The organism is Caproicibacterium lactatifermentans (assembly GCF_013315815.1).
GTDB lineage: Bacteria > Bacillota > Clostridia > Oscillospirales > Acutalibacteraceae > Caproicibacterium > Caproicibacterium lactatifermentans.
The window spans coordinates 1,177,898-1,197,235 of record NZ_CP046051.1 but is presented as its reverse complement, the minus strand read 5'-3'; the positions used below and the strand labels follow the sequence as shown (position 1 = coordinate 1,197,235).

Here is a 19,338-nt window from a genome sequence, read left to right as displayed (position 1 = left end):
CGGGAGCGCATGAAGTTTTCGCGCATGTGGCGCGGTTGAATTTATTTTTTTGCTATGCTTTTGCATAGCAAAAAAGGCCGGCGTCGGACGAACCGAAGAGGTTCATCTGCACCGGCAGTTCGCGCAGTCTTTCACTGGTGTCATAGTTGGCGATAAGGACTTCGGCGTATTCGCAGCCGCCGTCATACCGCTGGGCAAGGTTGCTCAGGCGGCTGACCGCCTCGATCTGAAAGTCATGGTAGAGCTCACGGATGAATGCGCAGTCGTTATAGCTCACCAGCCATTTCCCCTTGCAGGAAGCGAGCGTGTCCCGCAGACGGTAATGGTCCTCGAGGCCAAACGCCACGGCGTAATGACCTTCCGTCTGGTAATACGGCGGGTCGCAATAATAGAAGGCGTCATCCCGCTCGTACTGCCGGATGAGGGCATCAAAGTCTTTGTTCTCTATAACCGTGTCGCGGAGCCTCCGGCTGCCTTCCCACAACAAATGGAAGGTCTTGCGGATATCGAAGGGCTGGCAGCCGTAGCTGGTGCAGCCGCTACCGTAGCTCAGGCGGACGAGTTTGTAAAAGGCCGCGGCCCGCTTGACGTCATTCATCGTTGCGTTTTCGAGCAGGATCGGCTTGATTTCCTCATACTCCGGAGGAGCCAGGTAACGCTCGGCAATCTCCAGTTCCTCTTTCAGGTAAGGGCTGGTGAATTCCTCTTTTTCGAGGTACCTTTTGAGGACGCCGAATTCGTCCCGCCCGTTAAGGGGCAGAAAGTTCAGTTCCTTCAGAAGCGCGAACGGGCGGTCGCGGACGCAGCGAAAAAGGTTGACAAGATCGGCATTGAAGTCGTTATACACCTCCATAGCGGAGTCGGGCCTTCGTCCGAACAACACCCAGCCGCCCCCGCCGAACACCTCGACATATCGTCCTATCTGAATCGGCATCCGCTGGTAGATCTGGTCGCGCAGGGCTTTCTTCCCGCCGATCCAGCTGATGATGCTGTTCACTTGCGCCGCCTTCTTCCATCGCGGCGGTTCATTTCTTCCTCATCCGTGCGTATGCAGGTCCCGTCCGTGTTCCAGCAGATGAAGCCGATTCCGGGGTACGGGCAGCCTTTGCAGCGGGACAGCTCTTTGGGAAGCGGGAGGGTTACCGGCTTCGGAGGGCCCGCCGATCCTGTTCCGGGATTTTCTTTTGTTTTCTGATCCATGGTTCATCTCCTTATAACGGAAACGGCGCTGCCTTTTTGCAAAGGCGGCGCCGTTTGTTAACCGTATTCGATTGTCCTGCCAACACTTTTCCTCCTGAAACAAAAAAGTGCCTTTTGATCTTCGTTAAAATCAAAAGGCGACGCAAAGTTTATTCTGTTTACGGTTGCACATCTCTGGATAAAAGTATGATTCATTTACCTCATTTCCATTTGCGGTTCGGGTCGGTTCAGGCACTGTTCCACCGTCTGACCGCCCCGTGCGACGAGAATGCCGTATTCGGTAGAGGAAGCCTTGTCGTGCTCCATGAGCTTTTCACCGTAGTAACAAAGGGCAGCATCGCTGGCAAACAGTTCTTCTTTCAGCGGGATCGTACATTTCGCAAGCTCCGCTTTCGCGTAATCCGCAGGGGTCGCGGTTTCCCGCAGAAGCCTGAATTCGTCAGTCTGATACGCGAGGTCGAGCACTTCCTCCAGAGAGATGTCCTCGGGCGCCGACATCAGCATCGCCTTGCAAATGGGGACGCCGCCCTCGCGGTCAAGATGCCGTAGCTGTCCTGCCAGCTCATTGACCAGACCGTAGCAATCGCCATTTGTTGCTTCCAGCTCATCTGTGATTTTCTCCGTCAATTGCGGAATGGCGCAGTCCACGGCGACAAACGAGCAGTCCTCCGGCGATATCGCGTCCACCTCCTTCACCGCTTGAAAAAGCTCCTGATCGCCGGCGGGCAGCTTCAGAAGTGCGGAGAGACCGTTGTCAGATTCGGGATCGTTGAAATGCCCTTTGGTCACGCGCAGGAGCACCGTGTAGTCCGGCTTCTCGGCGGGGACGGCCTCTCCGCTCTGATACAGCCGCGCGATCATACCGTTCTGCACCACATAGCCGTGCGGGGTAAAGACGCCGCCTTCGCCCTCGCGCATCTCTTTTCCGATCTTGCCGAAGTCCAGCCATGCGTAGATATTGTCCGGCAGGCTGTCCAGTTGCGGCACGAAGCCGTTTTCCGCATAAAATTTGCCGAGGGATTCGTCGTTGTGTGCTTCGTAGGCGATCTGACAGTGCTCCATACTGGCGGTCATGTTGATCAGCCGCTCCACAGGGATCAAAGCATAGCTGTTCTGGATAGCATCCATCATCACCATCCCCTCGAAGCAGTCCAGCTCCCAATCGCTGAGTGAGGCCAGCCGCTGGGAGAGATGGTTCATTTCATACAGGTTGGAGCTGGGGCTGAGAAATTGGGGCAGGTAGTCCAGCTCGCAGCGCAGGATTTCCGTGGAGTAGATAACCCGTTCGTCGGTCACGCGCGCCCTGTCCAGTGCATCCAACAGCTCATAGGGGGTGGCGGGCAACGCAATTGTCGACGAAGTATTCGAGCCGAACGTACCGGGACGGCTGATCTCCAGCTCCATGATTCTTTTATTGTTGATCAAGCCGCATGCCTCCCATCTGCTGGCTCTGCTCCAGCTCATCCTGCGTCATGATGTTCCAGCCTTTCTCGCTGCTCCACAGGCTGACGTAAATCTCACCGTCCGGGGTCTTGATCGGCCGCTGCTCAAATCCTTCCCCAAACCCATCGGACGCCTGGCCGGAGATGTTCCCCTTTAGCCGTTCCAGTTCCTCAGCTGTCAGTTCGCTCTTGATGCGGCACTCAGCGACTCCCATCAATTGGCCCTGGACACGTTCCACCGTGAAAACATAAGACCTCACCTTGTCGTTTACAGCGTCGTCCGCGCCATAGTATTTCATGAGGCCGCGCTCCGCTTCCTCCGGCGCGCGCTCCTTCAGAATGGCGGCGAGGATATGATCCTCATAGGGAAGGACCGTCCGGCTGTCAAGCTCGACGGGATCGTTGTCCATGTCGCCGTATTCGTCGCGCTCATAGGTGGTGACGGTGAGCGGCATGTAGAGCTTGAGAGTCTGGAGCGGCCGCGGAATGACGGAAAAGTGATCTTCACTGGGGATGAGCGCGAGGGTGCGGCCGTTGTCCCAATTTATCTGGAACTGGCCCGCGTCGTCGATGTACTCGAGCGTCCCCTCGGTGCCGGGCGGCACGGGGGAATAGGGATCGTTCATCTGTGCGAGCCGGATACGTGTGCCCGGCGGGTACTGCTCGCGTAAAAACTCCAGCCATTTCGGATGCTGTCTCATCTCATAAGCCTCCCATCGTGATGCCCTGTTCGGGCGTCTGATCCCCGATTCTATCTTCAAGGCCGCAATCCTGCGCGGGCGTTTTCTGTTTCATATTCACCCTCTGTACCCGCAGATCGAAAGCTGTCAGGTACGCCTGATAATCTCCGGGACCGGGATTGCACCGCAGGCAGTAGCGGTAATGCTCCGTTTCCACGATGTAGCCATAGTTCTGCCGCCCGCCGCCCTCGATCTGGCCGCCATGCCCGCCGCAGTAGCCGGACATGGTGCTGAGACTTTTCAGCGGACCGGTTTCCTTCAGTTCATTCACCAGCTCTTTCATCTCCGCTTTGAATTCGGGGCTGTTCAATTCCTCGTCGCCCCTCGGCCACCATGTGTGCCAGAACTCCTTTCCTTCACCGCCGAAATCGATCCGCATATGGCCAATGGTTCCAAGCTCCGCGTCCCGTCCTTTCGGCAGGGCGAAAAAAAAGCCCGCCTCACTGGGAGAGGCAGGCCGCAGAATAAACTTCCGGTCGTCGGGTGGGAGCCTGAGATTTTGCTTTTCACAGAATTCCGGGAGCGTCAGACATTCACCGAGAAAGTTGAGGCCGCCGCGCAATCGGCGAAAGCCCTCCCTGGGAATGGTGATTGGCTCGGCTGTCAGCACCGTACCGGCGTGATGGACGGCCACCCGATTTTCCACCGTCGTCGGTTTTCCGGGGTCACGGTCCGAGCCGTGCAGGTCATAGCAGTGAAAGCCTTCCGGCACGGTGCCGCGGTCAATGCGGGAATTCGTAAAAAGCGCGGGCCGGCCGAACAGCTCCACATGCTCATATTCTTCTTCTCTGGCGTTTACGCTCACCAATATTCATCTCCTTTTTTTGATTTGTCAAGCACACAAGATACCACGAAGAGAACGGAATAGCTACTCCATTTTTATAACGCCCGCGATTATTAGGATTTTCGCGTTTGGATATAAAAAAAGAGCTATGTCCTCCAATTGGAAAACATAGCTCTTTCCTCGCTTTTGGTAATGGGATTGCTCTATGAAAATGAGGATATCAGGGAGTACCCATCATGCGATGACTGATCTCCGCATTCCCCTGATATTTATCAAGTGCCCAGTCGCTGTAAGATAAAACGCAAGCCACAAGGTTTTGGCCTTGTGGCTTATTGTTTTTGGTGGAGATAAGCGGGATCGAACCGCTGACCTCCTGCATGCCATGCAGGCGCTCTCCCAGCTGAGCTATACCCCCAAATATTGGAAAGCCCTTTACTGATGCGGCTTTCCGGGCTATTCGATTTTTCGCTTGTTCCTGACTCTGAGGTGTTGCTTACCGGATGCCCTGCGCTCCCAGCTGAGCTAATACCCCATATCATAGCTGTACTTTCTTGAAACAGCTTATACATAATAACACATATATATAGAAAATACAAGCTGTTTTTTCAAATTTTTTAAAATTTGAAAGCCGTTTTTTGAAAAAGAACAGTGCATAATAAATACAAGGCTCTTCCCACAAACTGATGCAGGAGCAAAATGAAAAAATGTATAGAGCGGGCATTTTCTGATGTTTGGTCTTATTGAAAAAATATTTTATTTTTTTTCAAAAAAGGGCTTTACAAATACCATGGGATGTGCTATTCTATAGCCATGGAACGAGAATAATTATTATTATCGTTTTCATCTGCCGCTCCTTTACACTCTATGTTCTGCATGATACAATATCTAACAGAAAATATGTATTTGATGGAGTATTGTCACATGGAAAAAAAGCAGAATTTCAGCCGTAAAAGAGAAGCAATTCTAGAAACACTAAAGGCGACCAAAACACACCCGACAGCGGAGTGGGTATATGAACAACTGAAACCGTCTTTCCCGGACCTTAGCCTCGGAACTATTTACCGCAATCTTGGCCGTTTTAAAAAGAACGGAACCATTATTACAGTTGGCGTTGTCAATGGACAGGAACGGTACGATGCAGATGTTTCTCCCCATTCGCACTTTGTATGTACACACTGCGGCGCTGTTTTGGACATCAATATGGAGTTTCTAGGACCGGAAGACAGCGCAAAGGTTTCCCGTATGCTGGGAGCCAAGGTGGAAAGTCACCAAATTGTTTTTCGGGGACTGTGTGCCGCCTGTGCTGCTGAATGCAAGACCAATCAGGGCGCATAAAAGCCCTGTATTCCTTACCAAATAGTCTAAATTTATTTTTATTATTGGAGGTATTGCTATGAAAAAATGGGTTTGTTCTGTATGTGGTTATGTTTATGAAGGTGACCAGCCGCCGGAGAAGTGCCCACAGTGTGGTGCACCGAAGAGCAAGTTTAAAGAGCAGGTTGCTGCAGCTGGCTTTGCCTGTGAGCACGAAGTGGGTGTCGCACAGGGCTGCGACCCGGAAGTCTATCAGGGCCTCAAGGACAACTTTAACGGCGAGTGCAGTGAAGTTGGCATGTACCTTGCAATGAGCCGTCAGGCAGAGCGCGAAGGTTATCCGGAAATTGCAGAAGCCTATAAACGCTACGCTTTTGAAGAAGCAGAGCATGCTTCCAAGTTTGCGGAGCTACTTGGTGAGGTAGTCACAAAGAGCACCAAGAAGAATCTGGAAATGCGTGTAGAGGCAGAGGCCGGTGCCTGCGCCGGAAAGCTGGCGCTTGCCAAGAAAGCAAAGGCACTGAACTACGATGCTATCCATGACACCGTTCACGAAATGGCGAAGGATGAAGCCCGTCACGGTTGTGGCTTTAAGGGACTTCTGAAACGTTATTTTGGGGAATAAAAAACGCCCTTTCTGTAAATCTTCATAAAAGCAGCTCCAGCCGCAAAACAGCTGGAGCTGCTTTTTGTGTGCAGCCACAAAAGTACCAATTTGACGTCGCCTAAAAGCGTGCAGGCTTGTATATCTATGAAAAATATGCTATTCTGTTGTATGAATTTGAAACAAAAATGCACGACGAACTGCGTTTGTGCGTACAGGAGGACAACAGATGAGGGACTGCTTAGTCATGCTGACAAAGACTTTTCCATTTGATAAAGGAGAAGAATTTATAGAAAATGAGCTGCCGGTTCTGGCAGAAAAGTTTGAGCATGTTTTTTTGATTGCAACCAGTACAGCAGACAACGCTGTACAGACGCGGCAGGTGCCGCAGAATGTAACGGTTTACCATATCCCGGCCAGTCAAGTAAAGCGGTATCTGCCGGGCGCGGCGGCCCGTCTGCTGTTTTCTCCCAGTATGCATGGATTTATAGAGCGGGACGAACTAAAGCAGGCACATGCAAAACTGAAATCGTGGGCATTTTTTTATTACTTTATTGCAAAGAGTGAAGTGCTGTTTAGTATCTGCCGCCGCATTCTGCTGGCGCACCGCATGAAAGCGTATGATGGTATCACATTTTATGCGTATTGGTTTTATGATGTCGCGGTTGTTGCCAATCAGCTGAAAAAATACTGCCCTGCACAAACAAGCAAAGCGGTGTGCCGGGCACACGGATATGACCTTTATCAGGAACGGCAGCCCAGTGGTTTTCTGCCGCTGCGTCCTTATCTGTTGAAAAATTTGGATGCGGTTTATCCCTGCAGCGAAAATGGAACCCGCTATATTCTACAGCACTGGCCTGCGGGAAAGGGAAAGGTGCACACCGCATATTTGGGTACACGTGACTATGGATTAGGTCCAGTGCCACGGGAAGACTGTTTCCACATTGTTAGCTGCTGCCACATTTCTCCGGTAAAACGTGTGGAATTGTTGGCACAGGCACTTTCTTTGCTACAGGGAAGCGGACTGAAACTAAAGTGGACGCATATTGGTGACGGCGATACACTGAAAGAATTGCGCAACTTCGCAAAGGAACACCTTGCTTTTATGGAAACGGACCTGCGCGGTGCACTTCCAAACCAGCAGTTGATGTCTTTTTATCAGTCCACCCCGGTCAGCTTGTTTGTCAATACCAGCAGCAGTGAAGGCTTGCCGGTTTCGATTATGGAGGCTTCCTCTTTTGGCATTCCATCCATAGCAACAGATGTAGGCGGCACCAGTGAGTTGATACGCACAGGGGAGACCGGGCAGCTGCTGCCCGCTGATTTAACACCGGAAGCATTGGCAAAGGCAATTCGGGATGCGGCTTCTCAGTCTGCCGAAAAAATGGCTGCTCAGCGCAAAGCCTGCCGCGCAGTTTGGGAACAATCTTTTCAGGCAGATAAAAATTTTGCGGCATTTGCGGAAAATATTTTGCCTTTTTAATAAAATCGGGAATAAAAAAGTGACTGTACGCCCTGTTTTTAGGGGCCGTACAGTCACTTCTTTATTTTTACGCAGTCAGGCGAAAGCAAGAATGCCTGAAACGATTTCATCTACGTGCATGCCGCGGGAACCCTTTACCAGAATGGTATCGCCTGGCTTCAGCAATTTGCGCAAATAAGCCCCTGCTTCTTGATTGCTGCTGCAAACAGTGCAGGGAAGGCTGGAATTAACCTCATGTGCGCCTTCTGCAATTGCCGCGGCTTCTTTGCCGATTGTAACCAGTACGTCCACGCCGGCCTGTGCCGCGTGTCTCCCACAGTCCTGATGGGCACGGCAGGAAGCGTCCCCAAGCTCCAGCATATCCGCCAGTACAGCGACACGCCGGTGTGGAAAACTGCACAGAACATCCAGAGCACCGCGCATAGCGTCCGGACTGGCGTTGTAGGAGTCATCAATGACGGTCATGCCGCCTGCCTCATGTATTTGCTGGCGCATGGCCAGCGGCTGATACTTGGCAAGTTCAGCCGCTGCATCCGGCAGAGAAACGTGCAGAATGTCGGCTATTGCCAATGCAGCAAGCGCATTGGTCACCTGATGCATACCGAGTACTGGAATGGTAACCGGCAGGCTTTTCCCATCGTGCTGCATGGAAAAGTGCATACAGCCGTTCTGGCTTTCTACCTGCACGGCCCGATAGCTGCACCACGGTGATGTACCCACAAATTCTGTATGGAACGGCAGCTTCCCGCGCAGGGTAGCGAGCATTTTATCATCACCGTTCAGTACCAGTACGGACTGCGGTGTAAAGCCGTCCGTGATGTGCAGCTTTTCCCGCATGATGTTTTCCTGTGTATGCAGATTTTCTATATGAGAGATACCGATGTTCGTCATAACCGCAAACTGCGGTGCCGCAATCCTGGCAAGGCGGGCCATTTCACCGAACTGACTCATTCCCATTTCCACAACTGCTGTTTCCGTGTCTGCGTTCAGCTGGAACATGGTTAGCGGCACACCAACTTGGCTGTTCTGGTTTCCCTGTGTTTTCATTACGTGATAGCGGGCGGAAAGCGCCAGGGCCACCATTTCCTTAGTCGTCGTTTTGCCGACACTGCCGGTTATGCCGACAACTGGGCCGGTATACCGGCGGCGGTAGGCGGCCGCCAAACGCTGTAGGGCAGCTGTTGTATCCGGCACAGCTATGAGTGCGCTGCTGTCCGGCGGAACAGCTGTTTCTTCCTGCGTAAAGGACGCCGCTGCACCCGCGGCAAAAACAGCTGGAATATAAATATGTGCATCTGTTTTTTCGCCCCGAATGGGCACAAACAAGGAACCGGGGCACGCCTCCCGGCTGTCGGTTACAATGGAAGTAATCCAACTGTCCGCATTTCCGCAGAGCAGCCGTCCGCTGCTCATTTCTGCTGCTTCTCTGACTGTTATTTTCATATTGCAAAATCCTTATCTTTTTCCCGCAAAAGCAGGAATTTCAAAAATGTTTTAACAGCAAAATGGCGCAGCCCAAAACGCTGCACCATGTTTATGCTTTTTAGTATTCTGCCGGAAGTTTTCCTTCCTCCTGCAGAATATCATGAATTACATCCCGTTCATCAAAGGGATATTTAACTCCCTTGATTTCCTGGTAATCTTCGTGACCCTTGCCCGCCAGGACAACAACGTCGCCTTTCTGGGCGTTGTCTATGCAGTACTTGATAGCCTGTTTGCGGTCCGGAACGACAATATACTTGCCGGTTGTCTTTTTCAGGCCCACTTCAATATCGGCCAGAATATCCATCACATCTTCATACCGGGAATTGTCCGCGGTAATCACGGAGAGGTCGGCCAACTTACCGCTGACTTCACCCATTTCGTAGCGGCGGAGTTTCGGGCGGTTGCCGCCGGCACCAAACATACAGATAAGGCGATTCGGGTGATATTCCCGCAGTGTTGTCAGAATGTTTTCCATGCTGACGGCGTTATGTGCGTAGTCAATCAGCAGGGTGTAGCCGCCGGGAACTTCCACCGGCTCCACGCGTCCCTTTACCTTCACAGTGTCCAGCCCTTTGCGCACGTTGTCCAGTGCAACACCGAACTGCTGACAGACAGCTACAGCACCGAGTGCGTTATAAACGTTAAATTTACCGGAAATATCAATGCGTACACGCCCCTGCATACTGCCGCACAGGTCAAAGGCAATGCCGAGGTAACCGGGCTGTGACACCAGTTCCGGACTTTCAGCATGCAGCTTGGCTTCCGAACCAAAGCCATAGCTTGTCAGTTCACAGGTATGTCCTGCGGTAATGCCTTTCCAGTTTTCGTCATCGATATTGATGACACCTAGACGGCATTTCTGGAACAGCATTGCTTTGCAGGCCATATATTCCGCCATGTCCTTGTGCTCCAGCCCGCCGATATGGTCCTCGCTAAAGTTGGTAAACAGCCCAATATCAAAGGTGAAACCGTCCACACGGTGGTCACGCAAGCCTATCGAACTGGCTTCCAGCACACAGGCACGGCAGCCAGCGTCTACCATCATGCGCATAAATTTCTGTATGTCGTATGATTCCGGCGTTGTGTTATTGGTTTTAATCAGCTGGCTGCCGATGACTGTACCAATCGTTCCGATAATGCCGGTCGTAATGCCTGCGGCTTCCAAAATGGAATGAATCATATAGGTAGAAGTTGTTTTCCCTTTGGTGCCCGTGACACCAATAACCTTCAGCTTTTCCGCGGGATGACCGAACCATGCTGCCGAAAGCAGTGCCAGTGCCTTACGCGTATCTTCCACACGAATTTCCGTGCAGGAAACCGGTGCAATATCATGCTGTGTTACAACGGCGGCCGCGCCGCCCTCCGCTGCCTGTGCAGCATAAACGTGACTGTCCGTCTTACTGCCCACCAGACAGACAAACACACAGCCCGGCTTCACCATGCGGGAGTCATAAACAATGCCGGTTACCGGTGTATCGACCGGTCCAGTCACTTTACATGGCATATCTTCCAGCAGTTCTTTGATTGTCATTTCTGTACACCTCATTATGTTTCATTTCAGTTTGGTTCTGCGGTACGGGAACCATTGAGAATGGCATAGAACTTTCTGATTTCCTCCATATTGGAATAGTCATGTGCGGCAAGTTCCGCGGAAAAGGATTGCCGCAGAGAAGCGTTCGTCAAAAGGCGTTCCAGCCCATTAGAAATTCCTTCCGGCGACATAGGTACAATCAATCCAGTCTTTCCGTCCGCAATTTGGTCTTTTGCGGTGGAAAAATCCGTCAGCAGAATTGGCCGGGAAAGTGCCATGGCCTCATCAACGGCAATGCTTTTCCCCTCAAAGCGGGAGGGCTGCATATAAATATCGCATGCCCGAACGAAGGGGTAGGGGTTTGCCTGTTCCCCCAGAAAGACGACGTCTTTCTGAAGGCCAAGCTTTTGTATCTGCGCGAGAAGAGACTCTTTTTCCGGGCCAACCCCAATAATATACCAACGAAAATCGAGTCCTTTCCGGCGCAGGGCCGCAACCGCCGGAAGTGCAAGGTCCAGCCCCTTCTGTTGGGAAAGGCGCGCAATTGACAAAACACGCAGGCCAGTGTACCCGCTATCCGGAAAAGCTGCCGGTTCCTCCGCCATTTGGCGTAGCAGGGAAGAGGAAAGTAAATTATACTGCACATGACATTTCTGCGCGTCCTGCGGAAAGTTCGTCTGCAAGGCTGTTTTGCATGACTCCGAAACGGTACAGACAGCATCCAGCTTTGCAAAATAGGGGGTGTCAAATGCACGGTCCAGGCCCATTGCGGTATAATCGCCATGCACAAAGCCAATTTTGCGTCTCGCATGCACATCATCGATACAATAATAGATAGGCTGGCCTTCCATATAGGCAACAGCTGCATCATACTGTACAGGATTTTTACGGACAAAGCATCGTTCGCAGCGCCACATTTTCACCAGCCGTTCTCCCATGGTGCCGTGCAGGCCGGCACATGTGACACCCGCCCGGCAAAGGGCAGTCAGCGGATGGCCGTTTTTTAGCAGAGCCGGCAGCGCCTGCCGGATATTCAGACGATATTCTTTTGGAAAAAGCGGCGGTAGCAAATGAACTTGTTTGGGGACCCGCGGCAGGAACAGACCATCATTGGCAAACAGCTGCAGGTCCACATCATACTGATTATAGTCGAACAGCGTCAGCAGGGTGACCAGACTTTTTTCAATCCCGCCACTGTGCAGGGAGTAATTGATAAAAAGGATTTTCTTCTTCGGCATAATTTCTCCTATTGCTTTTCTGTATGCTGGCGCAGTTTGTCTGCATACCAGCGGTAGAATGTGTAAACCAGCCCAACAGAGCCGGAACTAATCACGCGATAGATAACACGGTCAGCAGCCGTTCCTTTGCACAGATACCTGCTTTTTGCTGCACGTTTCAGCAGCGGGTCTGTCAGAATGTTCTGAATTTCTGCCTTTTTTCCACGTTTATCCCGTTTATTTCCGGTGCTGAAAACATTGACGAGGGCACTGTGCGCTGCATTCCGCAGATACCACGCCATGTGGCGGTCCCGCAGCTTTCCGTTGATGTTTTTATCCTTTAGAAAGGATTCCACCAGCTGGAAACAACAGGAAAGCTTCTGCATTTTTTCCGGCCGGTAGCGGGTGCTCAATGAATCCGGATTGTAGCGGTAGTGGTAAAGCGGAACATCTAAAAACAGAGTTTTCTTCGAGTAGAAGTGGGCCATAATGCTGACCGGCCGGTCCTCCAGCATGACTTTTTGTTCGTCTGGATAAGACAAATGATGCTGCAGGAACCATTCTCGGCGGTACAGGCGGCGCCACGCGCAGCCCAGCATATCCACACTGCGCCACGGGGTGCTGCCGGCATCCGGACCGATTTGTTCTTTTAGGACAATTTCGTTGATTGCAGCATCATCGGTTGGTGTATGAATCGGCAGAGTGCATAGCCGACTGATGCTGTCTGTTTCGTTTTCCCGTATAAAGTTAAAAACGGTTAGGTCTGCCTGCGCTTTCAGCGTTGGCTCCATTACTTTAAAGAGAGTATCCTCACCAATCCAGTCGTCTGAATCAATAAAAAGGAGGTACTCGCCCTGTGCACGCTGTGCACCAAAGTTGCGGGTGTCCCCCAATCCACCATGAGGTTTGTCGTACACCGTGATACGCGAATCCTGACGTTCCAAAGCGTGTGCAGCTTCCAGGGAATGGTCGGAAGAAGCGTCATTGACCAGCAGCAGTTCATAGTCTTTGAAAGGCTGTGAAAGAATGCTTTCCACACAGTTCTTTAAATACTGCTGGGTATTATACACGGGAACAATAATAGACAGTTTCAAATCAGCAGGCTCCTTTATTTTATTTGTATACCTTACTTCCGGCAAAAATACAGGCTGTCTGCACGAGAAAAAGGATAATGCATTCATTTTTATTATAGCATTCTGCTGCCGCTAATACAATGAAAAGTTGCTGCCGCGGGATTTGAAGGGAAAGCATGCAATGCGTTGCCTATATAAAAATGAAACAGGAAATGTCATGCCGGCGTTGCTTTTTTCGCGTGGAGTGTTTACAATAAGACAAAAAGGGAGGGCTTTTCTTGCCAAAAAGATATACGCTGGCCGTTGTAGGCGGCGGTGCATCCGGTTTGTTGGGAGCGGTCCGCGCGGCAGAATTGCTGGGCGGCGCCAATGTGGTTGTGCTGGAAGCCGCCGCACGGGTGGGAAAAAAACTGCTGATGACCGGAAATGGGCGCTGTAATCTTACCAATATGGGTGTGAATATTGCGCGTTATCATGGGGATACCGAACGTGCCGAGCAAATTCTGCAGGCATTTCCGCCCAAAAGAATACTGGCTTATTTTCAGCATATAGGGCTGCTTTGCCGTGAGCAGACACAGGGCCGTGTTTATCCGTACAGCCTGCAGGCCTCTACGGTATTGAATATTCTGCGGGCACGGCTAAAGGACCTCGGTGCGGAAGAGCGCTGCAATTTTGCAGTGCGTACTGTTCGCCGCACGCCAAACGGGTATGTCCTGTATTCCCAGGAGAAGGTACCGGTGTGTGCACAGTTCGTTATGCTGTGTACCGGCGGCACGGCTCACACCGGAGATGAAACAGGCTATCCATTGGTGAAACAGCTGGGGCACAGCATAACGCCGCTCAAACCAGCCCTGGCACCGATTTGGGTGCAGGAAACGAAAAAAGTGCGCGCCCTGAAGGGCGTACGTGCACCTGCGGCGGTGGTCCTGAAGTGCGGCGGAAAAATGCTGCACAGGACAGAGGGCGAGGTACAGTTTACAGAGCGCGGTCTGTCCGGCATTTGTATCTTTGAGTTGGCACGGGAAGCTCGGCACGGCGATATCATTTCTCTGGACCTTGTACCCGATTATACAAGTTCGGAACTGCGCAAAGCGACTGGCGGCCGCTTAGAGGGCGTTTTGCATAAAGCATTGGTGCAGAATTGTCCGTTTGAATTCTGCAAAAATTTCTGCTTTACTGTGGACCGTACAGCTGATTTTCAGCAGGCACAGGTAACAGCGGGCGGTGTGCCGCTTTCTCAAGTGGACGCTTCCTGCCAAAGTTTGCGTTCGCCCCATGCATGGCTGACGGGAGAACTGCTGAATGTAGATGGTGACTGCGGCGGCTTTAACCTGCACTGGGCATGGAGCACAGCACTGTGTGCGGCAGAGGCGGTTTATAAGGAGGCGCAGATGTCATGATGTACCATGTTTCGGAAATTTCGCTGGGCTTGCACAACGTAGAGGGGGAGTTGACTGCACGCGCAGCTAAACGGCTTCGTGTTCGTGACTCGGATATTGCGTCCTGCAAACTCTACCGCCGTTCGGTGGACGCCCGAAAGAAAAATGATGTTCATTTTATCTGTACAGCGGAAGTGACGCTTCGCCCGGGTGTACAGGTCAAGAAAAACGTTTTGCAGCGTGATCATAAAATTCAGCAGGCCTCTGTATACCAGTATCATTTGCCGGAAAGCAATCTTTTACCGGTGCGTCCGGTTGTTGCGGGCTTTGGCCCTGCCGGTATGTTTGCGGCGCTGACGCTGGCACAGGCCGGGCAGCGCCCGATTATTTTGGAGCGGGGTGCACCGGTGGAAGAGCGCAGCCGAGACGTGGAGCACTTTTGGAAAACGGGAAGTCTGAACACAAATTCCAATGTACAGTTTGGCGAAGGCGGTGCCGGTACTTTTTCAGATGGCAAGCTGACGACCGGTACTAAAAATCCACATATTCGCCATGTGCTGGAAACCTTTGTACAGGCCGGCGCGCCGGATTGTATCTTGTGGGAGGCAAAGCCGCATATTGGAACGGACCGCCTGCCTGGTGTTGTCCGCACCATTCGGCAGACGATTCTTTCCCTTGGCGGAGAAGTGCGTTTCCATTCTAAGTTGGACCATATAAAGGTACACAATGGAATTCTGCAAGGCGTTACGGTTTGTCAGGAGGACGGGACGCGGTACGATATGCCGTGCGGTCATTTGATTTTAGCGGTCGGGCATAGTGCCCGAGATACCTTTGAAATGCTGCTGCAGAGTCATTTGCAGCTGCAGCAGAAACCCTTTGCCGTTGGTGTGCGGATTGAGCATCTGCAGGAGAAAATTGACCAAGCTTTGTACGGACAGGCAGCCGGCGACCCGGCTTTAGGTGCTGCCAGCTATAAACTGGCGGTCCATTTCCCGGACGGGCGCAGTATCTATACGTTTTGTATGTGTCCCGGCGGTACAGTCGTTCCGGCAGCCAGCGAAGAAAAACGTGTTGCAACCAATGGCATGAGCTCCTTTGCACGGGATGGCAGGAATGCCAACGCCGCTTTGCTGGCGGGGCTGACACCGGCAGATTTTGGCGGCCCACATCCTTTGGCAGGTATTGCACTTCAACGGCAGTTAGAGTCAGCAGCGTATTTGACGGGCGGCGGCGCTTATTTGGCTCCGGTTCAGCGGCTGGGCGATTTTTTGGACAGAAAGCCATCACAGCGCTGTGGGAGCGTTCGGCCAACTTACAGCCGCGGCGTTACCTATACGGACCTGCACAAATGCCTGCCGCCTTTTTTGACGGAACCGCTGGAACAAGGCATACGCAAGCTGGCGGGACGCCTGCATGGCTTTGACGACGCGGACGCGTTGCTGACTGCCGTAGAAAGCCGTTCTTCATCACCAGTGCGTGTTGTACGCAGCAGTGCCCTTTTTGCACCGGACGCACGTGGATTATATCCCTGCGGGGAAGGCGCCGGTTATGCTGGCGGTATTATGTCGGCCGCGGTAGACGGCATTCGTTGTGCGGAAGCAATCCTGCTGGAATCACAGAACGCAGGGTGGAAAAGGTAACATCCCGAAAAAATTTCAACTTTTTAGAAAAAACGCTTGACAATTATCAAATTTTTGATATAATAATACACGTTGCTTCACTTAGTGCTTCTAAAGAAGCAGCGGATATTGCGGAATTGTGTAAAGGTAGCACGACAGACTCTGACTCTGTTTGTGAGGGTTCGAATCCTTCTTCCGCAACCAAACATGGCCCCATGCTTGGGGCTTTCTTTTTCGAGGTGTGGCTCAGCTTGGTAGAGCGCTACGTTCGGGACGTAGAAGTCGCTGGTTCGAATCCAGTCACCTCGACCACATAGGATTGTTGAAAGACCGCACTGTTAAGCTGCTTTTACGCTTTTCAGTGCGGCCTTTCGTTTGTAGTGGAGATTGTTTTGCGCAGTTTCAGGCGTTCATTAGTCTGGAACTGCTTTTTTCTTTTCTGGTGCAAATTTTTTTGCAAAATCAATAAAAACGGGGATACTATTTTAAGCTTTGCAAAATGAAAAAAAGGATGGTCAATATGAAACTGCAGATTCAAAAAATACACGCCCGCGAAATACTCGATTCACGGGGCAATCCAACGGTCGAAACAGAGGTAACGCTTGCCGATGGAACAACAGCAAGTGCGGCCGTGCCCAGCGGTGCCTCTACCGGTGCATATGAGGCAGTCGAGCTTCGAGACGAAGATTTACACCGTTATGGCGGGAAAGGCGTCCTGCAGGCCACTCAAAACGTCAATACGGTCATTGCTGACAACCTTTGTGGAATGGATGTTTCTGACATAGGAGCTATCGACCGCAGAATGCTGGTTTTGGATGCGAGTAAAAATAAATCCAGACTAGGTGCCAATGCGATTCTGTCTGTTTCAATCGCCTGTGCAAAGGCCGCTGCTGCAGCACTGGGAATACCGTTGTTCCGTTTTTTGGGCGGCAGCAATGCGGTTGTCCTGCCGGTGCCAATGATGAATATCCTGAACGGAGGTGCTCATGCAGCAAATACGGTGGATATTCAGGAGTTTATGATTATGCCGGTTGGGGCTCATTCCTTCCATGAGGGTCTACGTATGTGCGCGGAAGTTTTCCATGCACTGGCTGCCATTTTAAAAAAGGAACATCTTTCTACAGCAGTGGGGGACGAGGGCGGTTATGCGCCGAATCTGCAAAATGATGAGGAAGCGCTTCAATATTTGTCCCATGCGGTAGAGGCAGCAGGATATGTGCTGAAAAAAGATTTTGTTTTTGCGATTGATGCGGCTGCCAGTGAATGGTATACGTCCGGCGGCAATTATTTGCTGCCTAAATCACAGAAAGCGTATACCTCAAAAGAGCTGAATGCATATTGGGAGGGTTTGGTGGAACGTTTTCCGATTGCGTCTATTGAAGATCCGCTTGGTGAAGAGGACTGGTCCGGCTGGGCAGAGCTGACGCAGGCGCTGGGGGACAGGGTACAGCTAGTGGGGGATGACCTGTTTGTTACGAATGTACAGCGGCTGCAAAAAGGAATCGACCAGTCCTGTGCCAATGCGGTTCTAATTAAGTGCAACCAGATAGGGACACTTTCTGAAACACTGGAAACCATTCGTTTGGCGGACCGTACCGGTTATGCCTCGATTGTTTCCCATCGTTCCGGTGAAACCGAGGATACAACGATTGCTGATTTAGCTGTTGCCGTCAATGCGGGACAGATAAAGACCGGCGCACCCAGCCGAACAGAGCGTATCGCAAAGTATAATCGCCTGCTGCGTATAGAGGAACTGCTGGGAAACAATGCGGTCTATCTTGGACCTTGTTGCTTTTAAAATTTGTTTTATATCTTTTCCGCCAAAGTATTATACGGCGGAAATTTACATAATATTTGTAAAGAGGATCATTTTACAGATTTATTTCACAAGTAAGTATTTCCTGAATTTTAAAATAACCCATACAGATTTTCTACAAAAAGCATGTAAAATGCTGAAATTGCTGGGATATTAGACGTAAAGCGTTATACTTATCAAAATTGAACGCGTAAAGTACAAGAAAGACTAAAAGTGAAAATAAGTAAAGCAAAATACTTTACAGATGCAGAACGGTACGAATATATAAAAGCTCATACAAAAACCATAAAGTCCGCAATTCCCATAAAAAGGACGGGTAAAAGCTTTTCTTTCTGCATACATATCATGTGGAATAATCTGGAGGTGTCGGGAATGAAGGTTAAACAAATCACTGCCGCAGTTCTTGCTGTGGTCATGATTGCAGCGGCAGCACCAGTACGTGTGTATGCTGCAGATGAAACAAAAACAGACATTAAAGCGCCGGCCGCCGTTTTAATGGAAGCATCTACTGGGCAGGTACTGTACGAAAAAGCACCGCATGAAAAGCGTGCCTGTGCGTCAGTGACAAAAGTAATGACGCTGCTACTGGTTATGGAAGCACTGGATACCGGCAAAATCCACTTGACGGATATGGTTTCTGCCAGTGCGCACGCTGCCTCTATGGGTGGGTCGGATATCTGGCTGAAGGAAGGGGAGACCATGTCTGTCAATGACCTGATTAAGGCTACGGCAATCGCCAGTGCAAACGATGCCGCTGTGGCGTTGGCGGAACACGTTGCCGGTAGTGATGACGTATTTATTGCACAAATGAACGCCAAAGCAAAAACATTGGGTATGCAGGATACCACCTTTAAAAACTGCAACGGTTTGGATGAGGATGGGCATGTAACCAGTGCCTATGACGTTGCGCTAATGAGTCGTGCATTGATTCAGCATAAACAAATCTTTAACTATACAACCGTTTGGATAGACCACCTGCGCGGCGGAAAAACACAGCTGACCAATACCAACAAACTGCTAAAATCTTATAAAGGAATTACCGGGCTGAAAACAGGGACGACCAGCAAAGCCGGCAGCTGTATTTCTGCAACCGCGCAGCGGGACGGCCTTTCTCTGATTGCAGTTGTTCTCGGTGCGGGCAGCACAAAGGACCGCTTTTCCACAGCCGCGGCGCTGTTGAACAAAGGCTTTGCAGGCTGGTCTATGGTTCCTTTAAAGCAGCCAAAAGAAAACCTTGCAGCGGTTACTGTAGAAAACGGCATGTCAGACACGGTTCCAGTGAAAGCGGATTTTTCTGGAAAATTATTGGTACCAAAAGGCCAAGAAAAGGCAGTTTCCAGCAAGGTAACAGTTCAGCCGTCTGTGCGGGCACCGGTTGCAAAGGGACAGAAGCTTGGTGAAGTGACCTATACATTGGGTGGGAAAGTCGTGTGTGTCCGTCCCATTACGGCCACACAGACGGTTTGCCCGCTGTCTTTTCAGCGTGTACTGCATCTGCTCCTCCTGAATTTGCTTTATGTATAAATAAAAAGCAAGAAAAAAGTCATGCTGTGAACGGAATATAAATTCTGGCGGTTTCACTTGCAAATTATTACGTGATATTGTAAAATATGAACAAACACATAGACTGATAAAGCTTTTAAGGAGGAAA

Annotated in this window: 16 protein-coding genes and 3 tRNA genes; 9 read left to right on the top strand and 10 right to left on the bottom strand. The window is 51.0% G+C overall.

Annotation, left to right across the window (positions count from 1 at the left end):
• Window positions 1-52: 52 nt before the first annotated feature.
• The 6 genes from GJQ69_RS05815 to GJQ69_RS05790 form a co-directional block, all read right to left on the bottom strand.
• Window positions 53-997 carry a DNA adenine methylase gene (locus GJQ69_RS05815; protein WP_174193231.1) on the bottom strand — a complete coding sequence of 315 codons (945 nt, stop codon included), beginning with the start codon at window positions 995-997 and terminating at the stop codon, window positions 53-55.
• The gene (locus tag GJQ69_RS05810; RefSeq protein ID WP_086035635.1) at window positions 994-1,200 is read right to left on the bottom strand and encodes a hypothetical protein; all 207 of its coding nucleotides are present in this window, start codon (window positions 1,198-1,200) and stop codon (window positions 994-996) included. The genes GJQ69_RS05815 and GJQ69_RS05810 overlap by 4 nt, the downstream gene beginning before the upstream one ends.
• Before the next feature lie 195 nt (window positions 1,201-1,395).
• Window positions 1,396-2,625, bottom strand: coding sequence for an antirestriction protein ArdA (locus GJQ69_RS05805; protein ID WP_338031340.1), 1,230 nt, complete (start codon window positions 2,623-2,625; stop codon window positions 1,396-1,398).
• Window positions 2,612-3,343 (bottom strand): DUF4314 domain-containing protein, encoded by a 732-nt coding sequence (locus GJQ69_RS05800; protein WP_174193227.1) that lies wholly within the window; start codon window positions 3,341-3,343, stop codon window positions 2,612-2,614. Before GJQ69_RS05800 ends, GJQ69_RS05805 begins: the two co-directional genes overlap by 14 nt.
• Before the next feature lies 1 nt (window position 3,344).
• Window positions 3,345-4,187 (bottom strand): LPD28 domain-containing protein, encoded by an 843-nt coding sequence (locus tag GJQ69_RS05795; RefSeq protein WP_086035638.1) that lies wholly within the window; start codon window positions 4,185-4,187, stop codon window positions 3,345-3,347.
• 318 nt (window positions 4,188-4,505) lie between these two features.
• A tRNA-Ala gene (locus GJQ69_RS05790) sits at window positions 4,506-4,581 on the bottom strand.
• A gap of 506 nt (window positions 4,582-5,087) precedes the next feature.
• Between GJQ69_RS05790 and GJQ69_RS05785 the strand changes: the two genes are divergently transcribed.
• From GJQ69_RS05785 to GJQ69_RS05775, 3 genes are all read left to right on the top strand, one after another.
• A complete protein-coding gene (locus GJQ69_RS05785) occupies window positions 5,088-5,501 on the top strand; it encodes a Fur family transcriptional regulator (RefSeq protein ID WP_174193225.1) in 414 nt (137 codons plus the stop codon).
• 58 nt (window positions 5,502-5,559) lie between these two features.
• The gene (locus tag GJQ69_RS05780; protein ID WP_174193223.1) at window positions 5,560-6,105 is read left to right on the top strand and encodes an NADH peroxidase; all 546 of its coding nucleotides are present in this window, start codon (window positions 5,560-5,562) and stop codon (window positions 6,103-6,105) included.
• A 208-nt stretch (window positions 6,106-6,313) separates the two neighbouring features.
• Window positions 6,314-7,567, top strand: a complete 1,254-nt coding sequence (locus GJQ69_RS05775; protein WP_086035641.1) for a glycosyltransferase — start codon at window positions 6,314-6,316, stop codon at window positions 7,565-7,567.
• Window positions 7,568-7,642: 75 nt separating this feature from the next.
• Here GJQ69_RS05775 and GJQ69_RS05770 read toward each other — a convergent pair whose 3' ends face one another.
• From GJQ69_RS05770 to GJQ69_RS05755, 4 genes are all read right to left on the bottom strand, one after another.
• Window positions 7,643-9,010, bottom strand: coding sequence for a UDP-N-acetylmuramoyl-tripeptide--D-alanyl-D-alanine ligase (locus GJQ69_RS05770; protein ID WP_086035642.1), 1,368 nt, complete (start codon window positions 9,008-9,010; stop codon window positions 7,643-7,645).
• 100 nt (window positions 9,011-9,110) lie between these two features.
• Window positions 9,111-10,583 carry a UDP-N-acetylmuramoyl-L-alanyl-D-glutamate--2,6-diaminopimelate ligase gene (locus GJQ69_RS05765; protein ID WP_086035643.1) on the bottom strand — a complete coding sequence of 491 codons (1,473 nt, stop codon included), beginning with the start codon at window positions 10,581-10,583 and terminating at the stop codon, window positions 9,111-9,113.
• 26 nt (window positions 10,584-10,609) lie between these two features.
• Window positions 10,610-11,821: a glycosyltransferase gene (locus tag GJQ69_RS05760; protein ID WP_174193222.1), complete on the bottom strand. Its 1,212-nt coding sequence runs from the start codon at window positions 11,819-11,821 to the stop codon at window positions 10,610-10,612.
• An 8-nt stretch (window positions 11,822-11,829) separates the two neighbouring features.
• On the bottom strand, window positions 11,830-12,894 hold the full coding sequence (locus tag GJQ69_RS05755) for a glycosyltransferase family 2 protein (protein WP_157658923.1): 1,065 nt from the start codon (window positions 12,892-12,894) through the stop codon (window positions 11,830-11,832).
• Between the two features lie 257 nt (window positions 12,895-13,151).
• Here GJQ69_RS05755 and GJQ69_RS05750 point away from each other — a divergent pair, with 257 nt between their 5' ends.
• The 6 genes from GJQ69_RS05750 (at window position 13,152) to GJQ69_RS05720 (ending at window position 19,211) form a co-directional block, all read left to right on the top strand.
• A complete protein-coding gene (locus tag GJQ69_RS05750) occupies window positions 13,152-14,273 on the top strand; it encodes an aminoacetone oxidase family FAD-binding enzyme (RefSeq protein ID WP_086035646.1) in 1,122 nt (373 codons plus the stop codon).
• Entirely contained in the window at window positions 14,270-15,892 is a 1,623-nt protein-coding gene (locus GJQ69_RS05740) for an NAD(P)/FAD-dependent oxidoreductase (protein WP_338031339.1), read from the top strand. Before GJQ69_RS05750 ends, GJQ69_RS05740 begins: the two co-directional genes overlap by 4 nt.
• Before the next feature lie 109 nt (window positions 15,893-16,001).
• A tRNA-Gln gene (locus tag GJQ69_RS05735) sits at window positions 16,002-16,075 on the top strand.
• A gap of 31 nt (window positions 16,076-16,106) precedes the next feature.
• Window positions 16,107-16,183 (top strand) — tRNA-Pro (locus tag GJQ69_RS05730).
• 208 nt (window positions 16,184-16,391) lie between these two features.
• Window positions 16,392-17,669, top strand: a complete 1,278-nt coding sequence (gene eno / locus GJQ69_RS05725) for a phosphopyruvate hydratase (RefSeq protein ID WP_086035647.1) — start codon at window positions 16,392-16,394, stop codon at window positions 17,667-17,669.
• Window positions 17,670-18,059: 390 nt separating this feature from the next.
• Entirely contained in the window at window positions 18,060-19,211 is a 1,152-nt protein-coding gene (locus GJQ69_RS05720) for a D-alanyl-D-alanine carboxypeptidase family protein (RefSeq protein WP_086036842.1), read from the top strand.
• The last annotated feature ends 127 nt before the right edge of the window (window positions 19,212-19,338 follow it).